We start from the raw sequence: 18273 nt of genomic DNA on the forward strand, positions 1-18273 counted from the left end.
AAAAAAGAACTTTAAAATGGCCAAGTTTAAATTAGACGAAACAGACCACCAGATTCTTGATATGCTGATCGAGAATACTAGGACTCCATTTACTGATATTGCTAAAAAACTTCTTATTTCTGCCGGTACGGTTCACGTAAGAGTTAAGAAAATGGAAGAAGCAGGGATTATTATAGGTTCCTCTTTAACTCTGGATTATAAAAAACTTGGATATGCCTTCATCGCGTATGTAGGTGTTTTTCTAAAAAATACTTCTCAAACAAAATTTGTTCTTGAAAGAATCAATGAAATTCCGTTTGTAACTGTTGCCCACGTTACTACTGGCAAATTCAATGTATTCTGTAAAATTCGTGCTAAGAACACGCAGCATGCAAAAGATATTATCTTTTTGTTAGATGATATTGAAGGAGTATATAGAACAGAAACTATGATCTCTCTGGAAGAGAGTATCAATGACAAAAAGAGACTGATGCATTCTATTTTTAAAGATATGTAGGCAGTCCTAAACTTATATTAAAGAACCCTTTAGACTGCTTTGTTTAAAGGGTTTTTTTATAAATTTAAAATAATTGACCACCCTAAAAATTAATTATGCACAGAGAACCAAGATTAGATAGATTTAATGATAACGTGCTTGCAAAATACCAGGTTTATAACAGTATATTTTTAACCCTGCCGTATGATGACATTAGAAAAACGGGAGCTTTATTACCATTGTTTCAGGAAATTTGCGAGACAGGATTTAAAAACAACGAAAATCCTTCGCAGATCGTAGATAGATTTTTTGATAAATATGGAGAAGATCCTTCAGAAGAAGAGAAAGTAGGTCTTCTTTTTAGATTTATTCAATACATAGAAAGACAGGTCGTATTATTTGATGCGATAGAAGATGCTTCATTCTCTATAGTAAATAATATGGATGGTCGCGGTACGTTAAGAAGTGTAAAGGAAGAAGCTGAGGCCAAACAAAAAGTTGGAGAGCTTAAGGAGTACTTAAAGCGATTCAATGTTAGACCAACGCTTACAGCACATCCAACACAATTTTATCCTGGAACAGTTCTGGGGATTATTACAGACCTGGATAAAGCCATTCAGAAAAATGATCTTGTCAAGATAAAGCAATTGCTGGCTCAGCTAGGGAAAACACCTTTCTTTAAAAAGGAAAAACCAACACCTTATGATGAAGCGGTAAGTTTGATCTGGTATTTCGAGAATGTATTCTACCAGAGTGCCAGTAAGATCCATAATTATATTCAGCAGAATATTTTTGATGGTGAGGATGTAGGAAATCAGGTGATTAATTTAGGATTCTGGCCTGGTGGTGACCGTGATGGGAATCCGTTTGTGACTACTGAAATCACTTTAAGAGTGGCGAAAAGACTTAGGAGAACCATTCTCCTAAATTATTATAGGGATATCAGAAAATTAAAGAGAAGACTAACCTTTAGAGAAGTTCATGAATTAATGACCGAAATTGAGAAAGGACTTTATGATTCAGCAGTTTCAAAATCAGGAAGTATTAAACTATCGCTTGAAGATTTAAAGTCTAAACTTCAAAATATCAGAGAAATACTTGTAGATAAACATCAGTCATTATTTATCGATGAAGTAGATGATATGCTTAATAAAGTACACCTGTTCGGATATCATTTTGCGACGCTGGATATTCGTCAGGATTCAAGCATTCACCAGGAAGTTCTGGAAGAAATAAGTAAACTTCATCCAGATCTTATTCCTTCAAATTACAACGAGCTAAGCGATTCAGAGCAGATTGATTTACTGAGTAATGTTCAGGCAAAGATCGATCCTGAGAAGATGGAAGATGGAATGGCGAAATCCACTATTTCTTCGATTTATGCTATGCAGGAAATTCAGGAGAAAAGTGGAGAGTTAGGTGCCAATCGTTATATTATTAGTAACTGCGGAAGTGTACAGGGGGTTTTACAACCATTTTCATTTATTAGAATGACTGGCTGGGAAAAACCAAGCGTAGATGTAATTCCACTTTTTGAAACAGTTCCAGATCTACAGGATGCTCACAATGTTATGGAGCAATTATATACGAATCCTGTATATAAAGAACACCTGGAGCGAAGAGGCAATAAGCAAACCATCATGTTAGGTTTTAGTGATGGTACCAAAGATGGTGGTTATTTAATGGCCAATTGGAGTATCTATAAGGCAAAAGAATCTCTGACTAAAATTTCAAGAGAATACGGAATTAAAGTTGTCTTTTTTGATGGTAGAGGAGGACCGCCGGCAAGAGGTGGAGGGAAAACTCACCAATTCTATGCTTCATTAGGTCCAACCATTGAAAATGAAGAAATTCAGCTTACTGTTCAGGGACAAACAATTAGTTCAAATTTTGGAACTAAAGATTCATGTACGTATAACCTTGAGCAATTATTGAGTTCAGGTGTGGCAAATGAAATTTTCAGCAACGGTAAGAATGCTTTGAGCGATGAAGACAGGAAAACCATGACCGATCTTGCCGAGATCAGTTATGAGACCTATACGAACTTTAAAAAACATCCTCGTTTTATTCCTTACCTCGAGAAAATGAGTACGTTGAAATATTACGCTAAAACCAATATTGGTAGTAGACCTTCAAAAAGGAATAAATCGGCTGAACTTAATCTTTCAGACCTTAGAGCTATTCCTTTCGTGGGAAGTTGGAGTCAATTAAAGCAAAATGTACCTGGATTTTTTGGAGTTGGTACAGCAATGGAGAAATTAGATAAAGAAGGTAATTTTGATAAAGTGAAGCAGCTTTATGAAAACTCTGAATTTTTTAGAACACTTCTGGAAAATAGTATGATGAGCCTTACCAAATCTTTCTTTCCTTTAACTGCTTATATGAAGAACGATGAGGAGTTTGGAGAATTCTGGAAACTTATTCATGAGGAGTTTGAACGATCTAAGAAAATGCTTCTAAAAGTTACTGGATATGATATTCTAATGCAGAATCAACCTGCAGGTAGAGCTTCAATTCAGGCAAGAGAAAGAATTGTATTACCATTACTAACCATTCAGCAGCACGCTTTAAGGATGGTTCAGGAGTTAAGCAAAGATCCCGAGAAAGCAGGGGAGAAGTTAGAAACCTTTGAAAAAATGGTAACTCGTTCACTCTACGGAAATATTAATGCAAGCAGAAATTCAGCATAAATGATCAAATCAAAACTTACCAATGGTGAAATTGGAGAATTTTATTGGGGATATATTAATCGTATCCCTGATGACGCTGAATTAATTCAGACCCTTGAGGAAAACACTAAGGAATTCAGTGAATTTTTAAAGACCATTCCTCAAGACAGGTGGAGTTATCGCTACGAACCAGGAAAATGGAGCATTCTGGAAATGGTTCAGCATATTATAGATACAGAACGTATTTTCCAGTATCGAGCTTTATGCTTTGCCAGAAATGAGAATGGCCCCTTGCCAGGTTTTGATCATGATATCTATGTGTTAAATTCTGATGCTGAAAACAGAGAACCAGAAGATCTTATCGCAGAATTTAAATGCGTGAGAGAATCCTGTTTATACTTATATAAGAGTTTATCTGAAGATAAATTGAAAGTAAATGGGAATATGAATGATATGAATGCAACGCCCAGGGCCATTGGTTATATAATGGCCGGGCATGCATTACATCATAAAGAAGTGATCACCAATAAGTATCTTTGATGCTTAGTTCACTAAAAATCTTTTTTAAACTACTCAAGAATACCTACGTAAGTTGGGATAAAAATGAGCCCTATGCACGAAGTGCGACTATTGCATATTATGCATTGTTCTCTCTTCCATCATTATTGATCATCGTTGTAAGTATTGCCGGTTACTTTTTTGGACGTAAAGCTGTGCAAGGTAGAATTACCGGACAGATAGGTCAGTTTATTGGTGTGGATGCCAGTAAGGCAATTGAAGGAATGATAGAGAGCGCCGCACTATCTCAGGATTCTACATTAGCGGTGATCTTTGGTTTGGCCATGCTTGTTTTTGGTGCTACCGGAGTTTTCTTTCAGCTGAAGATCGCAATGAACAATATTTGGAATGTAGCGGCGAAAAGAACTAATTTCTTCAGGTTAGTATTAGACCGGGTTATTTCTTTAGGAATGGTTTTCGTGATTGGGCTACTCTTATTAATCGCCCTTATTGTTTCTGCAGTAATGAAATTGATTTCAGAAAGGGTAGAAGTGATATTACCTAATATTACAGAATTTGCAGTGCATGCCGCTAATTCTGTATTGTCCTTCATATTTATTACAACGTTATTCGCCATGATCTTTAAGTTGTTGCCAGACATCAGAATCAGGCTAAGAACGACCTATACAGGTGCAGCCTTAACCGCTATCCTCTTTTTGATTGGAGAGTGGCTTATAAGTTTTTATTTTGGACAGAGTGAACCGGCTTCGGTTTATGGGGGAGCATCTTCTGTAGTTCTAATCTTACTCTGGGTCTACTACACCTGCCTTATTCTATTTTTTGGTGCTGAATTTACCGTTCAGTATGCTTTGATCAAAAAGGAGAAAGTAGAACCGAACAGATTTGGTGAACCGGCAATCTATCAGGAAATGGAAAAATTGGAAGAGCGTCGTGTTCAACTTAAAGAAGAGAAATACATCGTAGATAGGCTTAAATCTTATTTGGATATCGATGAAGAGAAGGCCAATGAGAATGATTCGTCATCCACTTAATAAAGCTTTAACTGAATTCAGTCCATTTTTAGTAGAGCCTTAATATACTTTCCCTAAGACAGTTTTTATCTTTATCAAAAGAAAAAAATAGAATTATTATGGAAAAGAGAATTGCAATTTTAGCAACGCATGGATTTGAAGAAAGTGAATTATCATCTCCAAAGGAAGCGATGGAAAAGGAAGGCTTCAAAGTGGAAGTGGTAAGCCTGGAAAAAGGTAAAATTAAGTCCTGGGATAAAGACAATTGGGGAAAAGAATATGACGTAGATAAGACTTTAGAAGAAGTATCTGCAAAAGATTATAATGCTCTGGTTCTTCCAGGAGGAGTAATTAATCCTGATACGCTGAGAAGAGAGGAAAAAGCTCTAATTTTTGTTAGAGATTTCTTTAAGCAAAGTAAACCGGTAGCAGCGATTTGCCATGCTCCATGGACACTTATTAGTGCAGATGTTGTAGAAGGTAGATCAATGACATCTTTTAATTCAATAAGAAAGGACCTGGAAAATGCAGGTGCACTATGGGTAGATGAAGAAGTGGTGGTAGATGAAGCATTGGTAACTAGTAGAAATCCAAATGATCTTCCAGCATTCAATGCGAAAGTGATTGAAGAAATCAAAGAAGGAAAACATGATTTACAACATGCCTAAGATATTTGATTAAGAAAAAAGAAAAGGGACGCAATTGCGTCCCTTTTTTTATTTGTCTTCGTCTTCATCCTCAGCGTCTTCAGACTTCTCAGGAATGTCAACGATAGGGTCGTTATATTCTGAATCATCGTAGTCGTCCTCATCAAAGTTCGCCATGGTATTTTCTAAACGAGTACTAACTTTTACAAGGTAAACCGTGTCTTCGGTTCTCACTTCAACAGCATCTACCGTTTCGTTTTTCGCGTTTTTGAAAGAAATGACCTGGTCGTCATCATAGCCATCAGGGTACTTTTCTACAAGTAATCCTAAGATCTCCGGAGTGAGCTTTTTGTAATCTACGATTATTCTTTTCATAGTTTCATTGGTTTATGCAAGTATAAATAAAAAAATAAATCAGACACAATACTTAAATAGATAATATCTTATTTTTTAATCGATTCAAATTCAGTTTGTTGAGTAGAATTCAAATGCTTTATCGATAAGCTCATCTGGCACAGTTACGTCCTGAACAGGCTTACCAATATCATTAAGGAGCACAAAATTGATGTTTCCGCGCTCATTTTTCTTATCGAATTTCATGAGTTGTTTTATTTCCTTTATATCAGATTCTGAAAAATCTTCAATCCCATACATCTTCTTAAATACTTTTGAGATCTGCTTCAGTTTTTCTTCTGGAAATTCTTTTAATTGAGCAGAAAGATAAGTTTCAAGGATCATTCCTGCTGCAATGGCTTCCCCATGCAAAAGTTTTTTCCTTTCTGAATGGGTTAGACAGTAAGATTCTATGGCGTGACCAAGTGTATGACCATAATTAAGATTCTTTCTGATATTCTGTTCAAAAGGGTCTTTCTCTACGATCTTGCCTTTGATAATTACCGAAGTTTCAATGATCTCGTCAAGATCTGAAAGGTCTAATGTTGAAAGATCTGATACCTTATTCCAGTAGTCTTCATCAGCAATAAGCCCGTGCTTCATAATTTCTGCCAGGCCACTCCTCATTTCCTGTGGAGGTAAGGTGGCTAAATAAGAAGAATCTATTAATACAAGTTCCGGCTGATTGATAACCCCGATTTGATTTTTCAGATTACCGAGATCAACGCCTGTTTTACCTCCAACCGAAGCGTCTACCATAGAAAGTAGGGTAGTAGGGATGTTAATGAATTTGATACCACGCTTAAAAGTAGAGGCAACAAAGCCACCAAGATCTGTAACAACACCTCCGCCAAGATTGATCATCAGGCTCTTGCGGTCGGCTTCCAGCTCTGAAAGCACATTCCATACACCTTCGCAGGTTTGCAAATTTTTAAATTCTTCGCCGGCTTCAATCTCAATTACTTCAGTTGTAACGCTACTTTCAATATTCTGTAAAAATTTAGAAAGACAATATTGATGCGTATTGCTATCTACAAGAATAAAAACCTTTGAAGCTGGAGTTTCCTTCAAGAAATCGTTTAGTCTGGAATATCCTTTTTCCGCATAGATTACAGAATCCAGAGAGGCCGGTAAATCACTCATAGTATTAATATTTATGCGGTCGAAATTAAATAGAAATTATGAATTAACTCAACTTCAATAATTATATTTGCTCGATTAACAGCTTGAAATGATAAATAAAAAGATATTCAATAACACAAAATCGGCTTTTAAATTAAAGTCTAATGCTGAGCTTGATAGAGCAATTTTTTTATTCAGCATGATGAATTATTCTTCTTTGGTTAAAACAGGTTCTGCCTTAACCAAATTATCCTTGAAACTTCATTTGCCGGTTGAGACTCTTATTAAAAAAACCATTTTTGAACAATTCTGTGGAGGAGTTACTGAGAATGATTGTAAGCCGGTTACCAAAGAGATGTATGACGAAAACCTTCATAGTATTCTTGACTATTCGGTAGAAGGTAAGGAAACTGAAGAAGAATTTGATTCTGCGATGGAGAAGAAGCTGAGTCTTATTGAATATGCTAAGGAGAGTGATGAAGTATCATTTGCTATGTTCAAACCTACAGGTATTGGAAGGTTCGAGATCTGGGAAAAAGTTAGTGAGAAGATTAGTCTTTCTGAAGATGAAAAGGAAGAATGGGAAAGAGTTCGTAAAAGAGTTGATACCTTATGTAAAAGAGCTCATGAACTTAATGTTCGTCTTTACGCTGATGGTGAAGAAACCTGGATGCAGACTTCTGCAGATGAGCTTATGGAGGAAATGATGCGTAAATATAATAAGGATAAAGTGTTGATCTTTAATACGCTTCAATGCTATCGCTGGGATAGATTAGATTACTTAAAAGGTCTACATGAAAAAGCAAAGGAAGAAGGATTTAAGATAGGAGTAAAGATTGTGCGTGGAGCATACATGGAGAAAGAGAATGCTCGTGCTAAAAAGCTTGGATATCCAAGTCCTATTTGTGAAAGTAAAGAAGCGACAGATGTTAACTTTAATAGCACATTATCATATTGCTTAAATCATCTTGATGATATTTCAGTTTTTATAGGAACCCATAACGAGGTGAGTAGTTATCTTGCTCTTCAGATCATGGAAGATAAAGGAATTTCTATAGATGATGAGCGTATTTGGTTCAGCCAGTTATATGGAATGAGTGATCATATTAGTTATAACCTCGGACGAAAAGGATATAACGCAGTGAAATTAGTTCCTTTTGGACCTGTTCGCGATGTAGTTCCATATCTTTTAAGAAGAGCCCAGGAAAATACTTCAGTAAAAGGGCAAACAGGTAGAGAGCTTTCTCTGCTTAGAGAAGAGAAAAAACGTAGAAGAGGGGATAAATCTACAAAGCACCATAGAGAGTAAACCTATATGAAATGGTTAGCAAATCTTGTATTTTTTAAGATCCTCGGGTGGAAACTTGAAAATAACTTTGATCCTGCTATAAAAAAATGCGTGGTCATTGTTGCACCGCATACCAGTTCCTACGATTTTCTTATCGGCATTCTTGTCCGGAAAATCATGGGTGTTCAAATAAATTTCGTTGGAAAAAAAGAACTATTTAAACCACCATTTGGCTGGTATTTTAGAGCTGTTGGAGGTTCTCCTATTGATAGAACCGGAAAACAGAAAAAGGTTGATGCGATCGCTCAGATTTTTACTGAAAAAGAGGTTTTTAGATTAGCGATGTCTCCCGAAGGAACCAGGCAAAAGACCGAACAATGGAAAACCGGATTTTACTACATCGCCCTTAAAGCAGAAGTTCCAATTATCCGTGTTTCTTTTGATTATGGAACTAAAAAAGTAAAAATCTCCGAGGCATACTGGCCAACCGGAGATTTTCAAAAAGATTATACTGAAATATTCAGTTATTATGATGGAGTGGTAGGGAAGATCCCTGAAAACTTTTAATTAGTCTTCCTCTTCTTCTGAAGCTTCCATGGTGTGATAAACGTTCTGCACGTCATCATCTTCCTCTAATTTTTCCAGTAATTTTTCAACATCAGCTGTTTGTTCCTCATTCAGGCTTTTAGTTACCTGCGGAATTCTTTCAAATCCTGAAGAAACGATCTCGATCTCGCGATTCTCTAATTCTTTCTGAATCGATCCAAAATTTTCAAATGGTGCATAGATGTGGATTCCTTCTTCGTCTTCAAAAACTTCTTCAGCTCCAAAATCTATTAATTCCAGCTCCAGCTCTTCCGGGTCTATACCTTCAGAATTAATTCTGAAATTACACGTGTGATCGAACATGAATTCAACAGAACCTGATGTTCCTAAGTTCCCATCAGATTTATTAAAGTGAGAACGAATGTTAGCAACCGTTCTATTGTTGTTATCTGTAGCTGTTTCAACCAGCACCGCGATTCCGTGTGGCGCATACCCTTCGAATAGAACAATTTTATAATCACCCTGGGACTTATCAGAAGCACGCTTGATGGCACGCTCAATATTGTCTTTAGGCATATTCACACTTTTCGCGTTTTGAATAACCGCACGTAACTTAGAATTTGTGTCAGGATCCGGACCACCTTCTTTAACGGCCATAACGATATCCTTACCAATTCTTGTAAACGCTTTTGCCATTGCAGACCAACGTTTCATTTTACGTGCTTTACGGAATTCAAATGCTCTTCCCATGCTTATAATAAAATTTGATTCGGGCAAAAGTATAAAAAAAGCTCCTAATTTTCCTCGGAAATTTAGGAGCTGTTCAATTATACAAGTTGTTCATTAATTTGTAGCTTCTATAATATTTTCAATTGCACGGGCGAGTTTGAAATCTTTTTCAGTAACTCCATCGGCATCATGAGTCGATAATGAAATTTCCAGCTGATTGTAAACATTTCCCCAATTTGGATGGTGTTGCTGTGCTTCAGCCTCGAAAGCGATTCTTGTCATTACTGTGAAAGCTTCCTTGAAATTTTCAAATTGAAACGAAGTATGAATGGCTTGTTTCGCATAGGTCCATCCGTCAAACTCTTTTAGTTTTTCCTGGATCTCTTCCTCGTTTAATTTTTTCATCACTTTAAATTTTTTGGTTTTACTTAAAGTTAGAAATTAAGAAGTGAATTGGACTGAGAATGATTTTCTTTAGTATAAGATTAACAGCTACAATTTTGTAGAAGCCTCTATAACCTGGTGTACGGTAATCTGAAGATTGGCTGGTAGCTTATTGTCTTTGGGTAGAACGGCCAGAAACCTGTCGTAATTGGAATCGTAGACATTTTTAAAAAGAGGGTTCTCATAACCTAATTCCTCACAGAGCTCTTCAATAAAATCCTTCTGATGGGTCAAGTCTGAGCTTCCTAAATGAAAAACACCTTGCTTGTTTCTGTTAATAATATAATGGATCTGTTGAGTGACTTTTAGAATCTCAGTAGCATTGATAACTACATTAGGAAATACTTCCAGAGGCTCGCCAAGATCTAGAATTGTCTTTATTTGCTTCACTCTTGGAGAGGCTTTCCCGAAAACCATTGGAAGGCGAACAATATTATAATTATGATTGGGTAACCGTAATAGCGCATTTTCAATTTTTATCTTGAACCTGCCGTAAATACTCTGACTTAAAGTTTTATCGTATTCATAAGAAGGAAAGTTGGTAAATGCATCAAAAACATTTGCCGAACTTATAAATATAAGCTTCGAATTATACTTAAGAATATGATTGATAATAGAAAAGTGGGTAGAGATCTGTGCTTCGAAACCACCTCTTAAGGAAGAAATGATCACATCTGGCCTCAAATTCTCCAGTAAGATCTCAATATTTTCAGTTTCCATATCAAAATGGTGAAACTGATGATTGTCTTCGAAAAAATTATTCTCGGTGAAATAAGTTCCGTGAGTATCAAAATAGGAGCATAGCTCTTTATACAAGGCGTTGCCTATAAATCCGCTAGCTCCTAAAATGAGTATTCGTTTCAAATAAATTAGCCTTTATAAAAGGGCAATTTCACCTGAGTTGCAGGAACAACTTTTTTACGAATTTGAATTGAAATTTTATTTCCAACGCCTGCAATTTCAGCTGGTACATATCCTAATCCAATTCCTTTTTCAAGGGAAGGGGACATGGTGCCCGAAGTTACCTCTCCAATTTTCTTACCATTTTCATCAACGATGTCATATCCCTGGCGAGGAATTCCTCTTTCATCAAGTTCAAAGGCAACCAATTTACGAGCTGGTCCGTTTTCTTTTTGAGCCTTAAGTTTTTCACTATTAATGAAGTCTTTGGTGAATTTGGTGATCCATCCTAATCCAGCCTCGATTGGTGAAGTTGTGTCGTCAATATCGTTTCCGTAAAGACAATAACCCATCTCTAAACGTAAGGTATCTCTTGCTGCAAGACCAATTGGCTTGATGCCGAAATCTTTTCCAGCCTCCATAACTGCATCCCAAACCTGTTCTGCATCTTCATTTCTGAAATAAATTTCGAATCCACCACTACCGGTATAACCTGTAGCAGAAATGATCACTTTTTCTACATCTGCAAATTTTCCAACTTCAAAAGTGTAGAATTTCATGTTCTCAAGATCAACCTGAGTTAAAGCCTGCATGGCTTCAGCGGCTTTAGGACCCTGGATTGCAAGTAAAGACATTTCGTCGCTCATATCACGCATAGTAGCATCCATCGTGTTATGGTGTGCGATCCAGTTCCAGTCTTTCTCAATATTGGAAGCATTTACTACCAAAAGATATTTTTCAGAATCTATGCGATAAATAATGAGATCATCTACAATTCCACCATCTTCATTAGGCATACATGAATATTGTGCCTTTCCGTCTACAAGTTTGGAAGCATCGTTAGAACTGATCTTTTGAATAAGTTCCAGCGCATTTTCCCCAGAAATAAGAAATTCACCCATGTGAGAAACATCAAAAACCCCAAGTTTTTCTCTCACTGTTTCATGCTCAATATTTACTCCCTCGTAAGATACGGGCATATTAAAACCGGCAAAAGGAACCATTTTGGCGTTTAATTCTCTATGCTTTTCAGATAATGCTATTTCTTTCATTATTTTCAAAAATTTGGGCAAATTTATTCAATTCAGGAAGAATACAATATTTATTCGGCCTTTTTATCGATTTATATTTAATATGTCTTGCTTTACTTTATATTTAATGAGTAAAAAGGAATTCAAGTTTTATGAAAATACTATCTGCAGAGCAGTTGTCGGAAGCTGATAAGGTGACAATCAATAAACAAAACATCACTTCAGAAGAATTAATGGAAAGAGCTGCAACTCTTGTTTTTAATGAGATAAACAACAGGTTGCAAGGTGCGCCTATCCCTATCAAGATCTTTTGCGGTATTGGTAATAATGGTGGAGATGGACTCGTGGTGGCAAGACATTTAATCCAGCATGGATATCATGTGACGGTTTATGTTGTGAATTATACCGATAAAAGATCTGATGATTTTCTCGCCAATTATGAAAAGCTGAAAAATATTACGAATGACTGGCCAAAACTAATAAAGGATAAAGGAGGTTTCCCTGAAATCAATATTGGTGATTTTGTGATCGATGCAATCTTCGGAATTGGTTTAAACAGGCCAATCGAAGGTTGGGTGGCAGACCTGGTTAAAATGATCAACGAATCCCAGGCTTTTACTTTGTCTGTAGATATGCCTAGCGGATTATTTGCTGATAAAACACCTGGGAGAAACACTGCCATAATCGAAGCCAACTACACCTTAAGTTTTCAGTCTCCAAAATTGGTGTTTTTTCTACCTGAAACCATGGATTATGTAGGCGATTTACAGGTTCTGGATATAGGTCTGGATAGGGAATTTATAGGAAAAGCTGAATCTGGAATATATCTCATAGAAAAGCAGGAGGCTATAAGTATGTATAAACCCAGAACAAACAATTCACATAAAGGAGATTATGGGAATGTATTGATCGCAGGTGGTAGTTATGGAAAAATAGGAAGCGTTCTTTTAACTGCCACGGCAGCTTTAAGAACAGGAAGTGGTTTATGCACTATAAATATTCCTAAATGTGGATATGATATTGTCCAGACCGGATTGCCAGAAGCTATGGTGATTACCGATAATGAAAACGAAGCACTTAGTAGTTTTCCTGGAAATTTTAATCCCGATGTAGTATGCTTCGGAATGGGAGCAGGAACTTCTTCTAAAACAATGGAGTTCTTTAATGACTTTTTAAACACTTTCAAGAAACCAGTTTTAATAGATGCAGATGGGATCAATCTATTATCAAAAAATAAAGAATTGCTTAGGTTGATTCCAGAAAATTCAGTTCTAACTCCGCATCCCGGGGAATTAAAAGGGTTGATAGGTGAATGGAAGGATGATTTTCATAAAATTAAGTTGGTAAAAGATTTCAGTAAAAAATACAAAGTTATCGTGCTAATAAAGGGCGCACATACATTCACTGTTGAAGGGGATAATTTGTACATCAATAATTCAGGAAATCCGGGAATGGCAACAGCGGGCAGTGGAGATGTGCTTTCCGGCATAATTACTTCATTGATGGGGCAGAACTATGAATCTGTTAATGCCGCGGTTCTTGGAGTTTATTTACACGGACTCTCGGGAGACATTGCTGCTTCAGAAATAGGTTATGAATCTGTTTTGGCTGGTGATATTGCTAAGAATACAGGAAAGGCAATCAGGTCGCTTTTTAACAGAGAGGTAAAAGAATTGAGGAATAACTAAGAATTTTATAATTGATATTGATTTATAGCGCTATTTATTTGGAATCTTATTGTTGAAGTAAGATTTTTGCAATCTATAAACCTAAGCGATAATTATGCAAAATCATCACTATATAAGTACAGCAGTTTTAGATCTTGAAGTAATTCATGATATTATTAAGAATAATAAAAAACTTGCCTTAAGTGATGAATCCAGGCTAAATATTGAAAAATCGAGACAATATCTTAATGATAAGATCAAAACTAGTGATGTGCCGGTCTACGGAATCAATACTGGATTTGGAGCTCTTTGTAATGTAAAGATCACTTCTGAAAAACTTACTGAATTACAGGAGAACCTGGTAAGATCTCATGCTTGCGGAACCGGGGATAAAGTTTCTAAGCCTGTTATAAAGTTGATGCTTCTATTAAAAATTCAGTCCTTAAGTTATGGAAATTCAGGGGTTGCCTTAGAAACTGTGGAGAGACTTATCGAGCTTTACAATAATAACTTTTTACCTGTGATCTATGAACAAGGATCGTTAGGAGCTTCCGGAGATCTGGCTCCGCTGGCGCACTTGGCGCTTCCGCTTATTGGTGACGGTGAAGTTTATTTTGAAAATTCAGTACTAACTGGTTCAGAATTACTTGAAAAAATGAACTGGGAACCGATCAAACTGCAAAGTAAAGAAGGACTTGCTTTATTAAATGGAACTCAGTTTATGAGCGCTCATGGAGTGTATGCACTTTTGAAAGCCTACAAGTTATCTTACATGGCCGATCTTATTGGAGCCATCTCTGTAGATGCATTTGACTGCAACCTGTCGCCTTTTGACGAACTGGTTCACTTGGTTAGACCGCATAGAGGACAGGTTAAAACTGCTGAAAGAATAAGAAAGTTTTTGGAAGGTAGCGAGATATCAGAATCTGAAAAAGATAATGTACAGGATCCATATTCCTTTAGATGTATTCCACAGGTTCACGGCGCTTCAAAAGACACGCTTTCATTTGTTCGTAAAACGATAAAAACTGAAATCAATTCGGTTACCGATAACCCGAATATTTTCATCGAAGCAGATAAGATTATTTCAGGTGGAAACTTTCATGGTCAACCTCTGGCATTAGGATTAGATTACCTAGCGATTGCATTGTCTGAACTTGCGAATATTTCTGAACGCAGAATTTATCAGTTGGTTTCAGGGCTTCGAGGATTACCTAATTTCCTGGTTGAAAATCCGGGATTGAATAGTGGCTTTATGATCCCTCAATATACTGCAGCTAGTATTGTAAGTCAGAATAAACAGTTGTCTACACCTGCGTCGATAGATTCTATCGTTTCTTCAAACGGGCAGGAAGATCATGTGAGCATGGGAGCCAATAGTGCTACGAAGCTTCTTAGAGTAGCGGAGAACCTCAATTCTGTTCTGGCCATAGAATTATTTAATGCATCTCAGGCTATTCATTTCAGAGAACCTGCAAAGACTTCAGAGATTTTAGATAGGGTTATTACTAAATTCAGGGAATCTGTGCCAGTATTAACAGAAGACAGAACTATGGCACCTTATATTAAAAGCGCGAAGGTTTTCGTAGATGAATTTGAAGTTGAAGATTTTCTTGATTAGATCCTGGTCTTGATCCAGGCTACGGCTTCTTCAAGAGTCTGAAAAACGCCGAAGCAATTGTTGTCTTTATAGAATTTCTTTTCGACACCCTCGGCATTTTTACGAGTCATTTCACTTTCACTAACTACAGCGATAGCTTTTAAATTTCCAGCGCTGGCAGATTCCATATAAACCATTGGATCTACAGCATAAGAATTCACCCTGTGAGAAATATAACCATAAGATTTATCCTTAAATATTTTCTGGCCTATTTGAAGTAGTTTTCTGTTTGATTCCACATCGAATAGGATTCCTTCATCCAGTTTCGCAATTAGAATATTTTCGTAGGCATAGACTTTTCCAAAGTCCAGTTCAATCTCGTTCGATAACATTTTGTGTAGGGGCTCTTTTGCGCTAATTTAAAATAATAAGACTACTTCTAAAAATAAAATATAAAAAAAGCCGCTTCGTTAAAAGCGGCTTGTAAGTTGAAATTTATAATCTGTTAAGATTCAGTTTCTTCTACAGATTTCTGAATGTCTATGGTAAGTTCATTCTTCTCCTCGTCAAGATCCATTTTAATTTTGTCTCCTTCTTTAAGATTTGAACTAATGATCTCTTCTGCCAATGCATCTTCAATATATTTCTGAATTGCACGGTTTAACGGTCTTGCACCATATTGCTTATCAAAACCTTTGTCAGCAATGAAGTCCTTCGCTTTTTTAGTTAAAGTAAGATCGTATCCAAGTCCTTCAATTCTATTGAATAATTTTCCTAATTCAATATCAATGATCTTATGAATATCTTCTCTTTCAAGACTGTTGAAGATCACTACATCGTCTATACGATTCAGGAATTCAGGCGCGAATGCTTTTTTAAGGGCATTTTCGATCACGCTTCGGGCGTTATCATCTACCTGAGATTTTTGAGCGGTAGTTCCAAATCCAACACCCTGTCCGAAATCCTTCAGTTTTCTGGCTCCAATGTTAGAAGTCATTATTATGATCGTATTTCTAAAGTCGATCTTTCTGCCAAGACTATCGGTTAGATAACCATCATCAAGTACCTGAAGCAACATATTGAATACGTCCGGGTGGGCTTTCTCAACCTCGTCCAGTAAAATTACGGCATAAGGTTTTCTTCTAACTTTCTCAGTAAGTTGTCCACCTTCTTCATAGCCAACATATCCCGGAGGAGCTCCAATTAAACGAGACACAGCGAATTTTTCCATGTATTCACTCATGTCTATTCTAATAAGCGCATCATCATTATCAAATAGTTCTCTTGCCAGTACTTTAGCTAACTGAGTTTTACCAACTCCTGTTTGTCCAAGAAAAATAAACGATCCAATTGGTTTATTAGGATCTTTTAGTCCGGCTCGGTTACGTTGAATAGCTTTTACAACTTTTCCAACTGCTTCATCCTGACCAATAACCTTTCCTTTTATCACCTTAGGTAGTTCAACCAGTTTATTACTTTCAGTCTGTGCAATTCTATTTACAGGAATTCCAGTCATCATAGAAACAACATCTGCAACACTTTCTTCAGAAACAGTTTCTTTATGCTTTTTAGACTCTTCTTCCCATTTTTCCTGAGCTATGCCAAGTTCTTTTTCAAGATTCTTCTCATCATCTCTCAACTTAGCTGCTTCTTCATATTTCTGTTTTTTAACAACAGAGTTTTTACTTTCTCTAACTTCCTCCAGCTTTCTTTCAAGTTCAAGGATCTGCTTAGGAACATCAATATTGGTAATATGAACTCTAGATCCGGCTTCATCTAAAGCGTCAATAGCTTTATCTGGAAGGAATCTGTCGGTCATATATCTGTTTGTAAGCTTAACACAGGCTTCAATCGCTTCAACTGTATAAACTACATTATGGTGTTCTTCATACTTATTCTTGATATTATTTAGGATCTCAATAGTCTCATCAACCGTAGTCGGTTCAACGATAACCTTTTGAAATCTTCTTTCAAGTGCACCATCCTTTTCAATATACTGTCTGTACTCATCTAGAGTAGTTGCACCAATACATTGTATTTCGCCTCTAGCTAAAGCAGGTTTGAACATGTTGCTGGCATCAAGGCTACCTGTAGCTCCACCAGCACCAACGATAGTGTGAATCTCATCGATGAAAAGGATGATGTCATCATTCTTTTCCAACTCATTCATTACGGCTTTCATTCGCTCTTCGAATTGGCCTCTGTATTTGGTTCCAGCAACAAGGCTGGCAAGGTCAAGAGTTACCACTCGTTTATCGAATAATATCCTAGAGACTTTTCTTTTTACGATCCTAAGAGCAAGACCTTCAGCAATTGCAGATTTACCAACACCAGGTTCTCCAATTAGAAGTGGGTTGTTTTTCTTTCTTCTGCTTAAGATCTGGGAAACTCTTTCAATTTCCTTTTCTCTACCAACAACCGGATCTAATTTATCAGCTTCAGCTAAGGCAGTAAGATCTCTACCAAAATTATCCAGAACCGGAGTTTTTGATTTTTTATTTGGCTTACCTGTGGTTCCGCCTCCACTAAAAGGGTTCTCTCTGGTGGCTTCATCACCATCATCATCTGAAAATGATTCAGCAGACGGGCTGTCAGTGAAATCATCTTCATCACTTGCGATCATGTATTTAAACTGATCTTTTACACCGTCGTAATCTATTTTCAATTTATTCAGGAGTTTAGTTGTGGGATCGTTCTCGTTTCTTAAAATACATAACAATAGGTGAGCAGTATTTATAGAAGAACTCTGGAATAATTTAGCTTCCAGAAAAGTTGTCTTTAAGGCACGCTCTGCCTGTCTTGTTAAGTGCAGGTTCTTTTTCTCGTTACTAATGGTAACGGTATTTGGATTTGCGGGGCTAAGAATCTCAACTTTACGTCTTAAATGACTAAGGTCTATATCGAGGGCAGTTAGTATATCTATAGCTTTACCATCTCCATCTCTAAGTAAACCAAGCATAAGATGTTCAGTCCCGATAAAATCGTGACCAAGTCTTAGTGCTTCCTCTTTACTGTAAGCAATAACATCTTTTACTCTTGGTGAAAAATTATCATCCATTTTATCTTCCTTTCTCAAATTTTATTTCAGTCGAATTGGGTCAAAAACTGTACCTAATAGGGAGTTAGTAGCTAATTGACAAAATTACTTTCAATTTTCAAAGTGTAAAATACTGAACTTATTAACCAAATCACAATAAAAATTTGTTAATAAAAAGAGGGCTATCCGTTGCTTC

At 36.6% G+C, this 18273-nt stretch carries 17 protein-coding genes; 9 read left to right on the plus strand and 8 right to left on the minus strand.

Annotation, left to right across the window (positions count from 1 at the left end; genetic code table 11):
* The first annotated feature begins 16 nt into the window (after nt 1-16).
* The 5 genes from RE431_RS05815 (at nt 17) to RE431_RS05835 (ending at nt 5341) form a co-directional block, all read left to right on the plus strand.
* Nucleotides 17-496, plus strand: coding sequence for an Lrp/AsnC family transcriptional regulator (locus RE431_RS05815; protein WP_089664830.1), 480 nt, complete (start codon nt 17-19; stop codon nt 494-496).
* 95 nt (nt 497-591) lie between these two features.
* On the plus strand, nt 592-3165 hold the full coding sequence (locus RE431_RS05820; RefSeq protein ID WP_309561025.1) for a phosphoenolpyruvate carboxylase: 2574 nt from the start codon (nt 592-594) through the stop codon (nt 3163-3165).
* Entirely contained in the window at nt 3166-3684 is a 519-nt protein-coding gene (locus tag RE431_RS05825) for a DinB family protein (RefSeq protein WP_309561026.1), read from the plus strand.
* Entirely contained in the window at nt 3684-4694 is a 1011-nt protein-coding gene (locus tag RE431_RS05830) for a YihY/virulence factor BrkB family protein (RefSeq protein WP_309561027.1), read from the plus strand. Before RE431_RS05825 ends, RE431_RS05830 begins: the two co-directional genes overlap by 1 nt.
* Before the next feature lie 98 nt (nt 4695-4792).
* Nucleotides 4793-5341, plus strand: a complete 549-nt coding sequence (locus RE431_RS05835; protein ID WP_309561028.1) for a type 1 glutamine amidotransferase domain-containing protein — start codon at nt 4793-4795, stop codon at nt 5339-5341.
* Between the two features lie 48 nt (nt 5342-5389).
* On the opposite strand, the gene RE431_RS05840 is transcribed toward RE431_RS05835, so the two are convergent.
* Together RE431_RS05840 and aroB are read right to left on the minus strand one after the other, a co-directional pair.
* Nucleotides 5390-5695 carry a hypothetical protein gene (locus RE431_RS05840; protein ID WP_309561029.1) on the minus strand — a complete coding sequence of 102 codons (306 nt, stop codon included), beginning with the start codon at nt 5693-5695 and terminating at the stop codon, nt 5390-5392.
* A gap of 90 nt (nt 5696-5785) precedes the next feature.
* Nucleotides 5786-6856: a 3-dehydroquinate synthase gene (gene aroB / locus RE431_RS05845; protein WP_309561030.1), complete on the minus strand. Its 1071-nt coding sequence runs from the start codon at nt 6854-6856 to the stop codon at nt 5786-5788.
* Between the two features lie 88 nt (nt 6857-6944).
* Between aroB and RE431_RS05850 the strand changes: the two genes are divergently transcribed.
* Entirely contained in the window at nt 6945-8144 is a 1200-nt protein-coding gene (locus tag RE431_RS05850; RefSeq protein ID WP_309561031.1) for a proline dehydrogenase family protein, read from the plus strand.
* Nucleotides 8145-8150: 6 nt separating this feature from the next.
* Complete coding sequence (locus RE431_RS05855) at nt 8151-8690, plus strand: 1-acyl-sn-glycerol-3-phosphate acyltransferase (RefSeq protein ID WP_309561032.1); 540 nt, start codon at nt 8151-8153, stop codon at nt 8688-8690.
* Here the strand turns inward: RE431_RS05855 and RE431_RS05860 are convergent, their stop codons facing one another.
* From RE431_RS05860 to gcvT, 4 genes are all read right to left on the minus strand, one after another.
* Nucleotides 8691-9419, minus strand: a complete 729-nt coding sequence (locus tag RE431_RS05860) for a YebC/PmpR family DNA-binding transcriptional regulator (RefSeq protein WP_309561033.1) — start codon at nt 9417-9419, stop codon at nt 8691-8693. It lies immediately after the preceding gene.
* A 93-nt stretch (nt 9420-9512) separates the two neighbouring features.
* On the minus strand, nt 9513-9803 hold the full coding sequence (locus RE431_RS05865) for a 4a-hydroxytetrahydrobiopterin dehydratase (protein ID WP_309561034.1): 291 nt from the start codon (nt 9801-9803) through the stop codon (nt 9513-9515).
* Between the two features lie 87 nt (nt 9804-9890).
* Complete coding sequence (locus tag RE431_RS05870; RefSeq protein WP_309561035.1) at nt 9891-10706, minus strand: sugar nucleotide-binding protein; 816 nt, start codon at nt 10704-10706, stop codon at nt 9891-9893.
* Between the two features lie 5 nt (nt 10707-10711).
* Nucleotides 10712-11794: a glycine cleavage system aminomethyltransferase GcvT gene (gene gcvT / locus RE431_RS05875; protein WP_309561036.1), complete on the minus strand. Its 1083-nt coding sequence runs from the start codon at nt 11792-11794 to the stop codon at nt 10712-10714.
* 131 nt (nt 11795-11925) lie between these two features.
* Here gcvT and RE431_RS05880 point away from each other — a divergent pair, with 131 nt between their 5' ends.
* Together RE431_RS05880 and hutH are read left to right on the plus strand one after the other, a co-directional pair.
* On the plus strand, nt 11926-13461 hold the full coding sequence (locus RE431_RS05880) for an NAD(P)H-hydrate dehydratase (protein ID WP_309561037.1): 1536 nt from the start codon (nt 11926-11928) through the stop codon (nt 13459-13461).
* Between the two features lie 94 nt (nt 13462-13555).
* Nucleotides 13556-15061, plus strand: a complete 1506-nt coding sequence (gene hutH, locus RE431_RS05885) for a histidine ammonia-lyase (RefSeq protein ID WP_309561038.1) — start codon at nt 13556-13558, stop codon at nt 15059-15061.
* On the opposite strand, the gene RE431_RS05890 is transcribed toward hutH, so the two are convergent.
* Both RE431_RS05890 and RE431_RS05895 read right to left on the minus strand, forming a co-directional pair.
* Nucleotides 15058-15432: a hypothetical protein gene (locus tag RE431_RS05890; RefSeq protein WP_309561039.1), complete on the minus strand. Its 375-nt coding sequence runs from the start codon at nt 15430-15432 to the stop codon at nt 15058-15060. The two genes, hutH and RE431_RS05890, sit on opposite strands and share 4 nt — an antisense overlap.
* A gap of 113 nt (nt 15433-15545) precedes the next feature.
* Complete coding sequence (locus RE431_RS05895) at nt 15546-18098, minus strand: ATP-dependent Clp protease ATP-binding subunit (protein WP_309561332.1); 2553 nt, start codon at nt 18096-18098, stop codon at nt 15546-15548.
* Nucleotides 18099-18273: the final 175 nt, after the last annotated feature.

The organism is Christiangramia sediminicola (assembly GCF_031344135.1).
GTDB classification, from domain to species: domain Bacteria; phylum Bacteroidota; class Bacteroidia; order Flavobacteriales; family Flavobacteriaceae; genus Christiangramia; species Christiangramia sediminicola.

Excerpts from the sequence above, each read along its gene's own strand:
- RE431_RS05815 (WP_089664830.1), top strand. The coding sequence starts at position 17 with ATGGCCAAGTTTAAATTAGACGAAACAGACCACCAGATTCTTGATATG.
- RE431_RS05820 (WP_309561025.1), top strand. The coding sequence starts at position 592 with ATGCACAGAGAACCAAGATTAGATAGATTTAATGATAACGTGCTTGCA.
- RE431_RS05825 (WP_309561026.1), top strand. The coding sequence starts at position 3,166 with ATGATCAAATCAAAACTTACCAATGGTGAAATTGGAGAATTTTATTGG.
- RE431_RS05830 (WP_309561027.1), top strand. The coding sequence starts at position 3,684 with ATGCTTAGTTCACTAAAAATCTTTTTTAAACTACTCAAGAATACCTAC.
- RE431_RS05835 (WP_309561028.1), top strand. The coding sequence starts at position 4,793 with ATGGAAAAGAGAATTGCAATTTTAGCAACGCATGGATTTGAAGAAAGT.
- RE431_RS05840 (WP_309561029.1), bottom strand. The coding sequence starts at position 5,695 with ATGAAAAGAATAATCGTAGATTACAAAAAGCTCACTCCGGAGATCTTA.
- aroB (WP_309561030.1), bottom strand. The coding sequence starts at position 6,856 with ATGAGTGATTTACCGGCCTCTCTGGATTCTGTAATCTATGCGGAAAAA.
- RE431_RS05850 (WP_309561031.1), top strand. The coding sequence starts at position 6,945 with ATGATAAATAAAAAGATATTCAATAACACAAAATCGGCTTTTAAATTA.
- RE431_RS05855 (WP_309561032.1), top strand. The coding sequence starts at position 8,151 with ATGAAATGGTTAGCAAATCTTGTATTTTTTAAGATCCTCGGGTGGAAA.
- RE431_RS05860 (WP_309561033.1), bottom strand. The coding sequence starts at position 9,419 with ATGGGAAGAGCATTTGAATTCCGTAAAGCACGTAAAATGAAACGTTGG.
- RE431_RS05865 (WP_309561034.1), bottom strand. The coding sequence starts at position 9,803 with ATGAAAAAATTAAACGAGGAAGAGATCCAGGAAAAACTAAAAGAGTTT.
- gcvT (WP_309561036.1), bottom strand. The coding sequence starts at position 11,794 with ATGAAAGAAATAGCATTATCTGAAAAGCATAGAGAATTAAACGCCAAA.
- RE431_RS05880 (WP_309561037.1), top strand. The coding sequence starts at position 11,926 with ATGAAAATACTATCTGCAGAGCAGTTGTCGGAAGCTGATAAGGTGACA.
- hutH (WP_309561038.1), top strand. The coding sequence starts at position 13,556 with ATGCAAAATCATCACTATATAAGTACAGCAGTTTTAGATCTTGAAGTA.
- RE431_RS05890 (WP_309561039.1), bottom strand. The coding sequence starts at position 15,432 with ATGTTATCGAACGAGATTGAACTGGACTTTGGAAAAGTCTATGCCTAC.
- RE431_RS05895 (WP_309561332.1), bottom strand. The coding sequence starts at position 18,098 with ATGGATGATAATTTTTCACCAAGAGTAAAAGATGTTATTGCTTACAGT.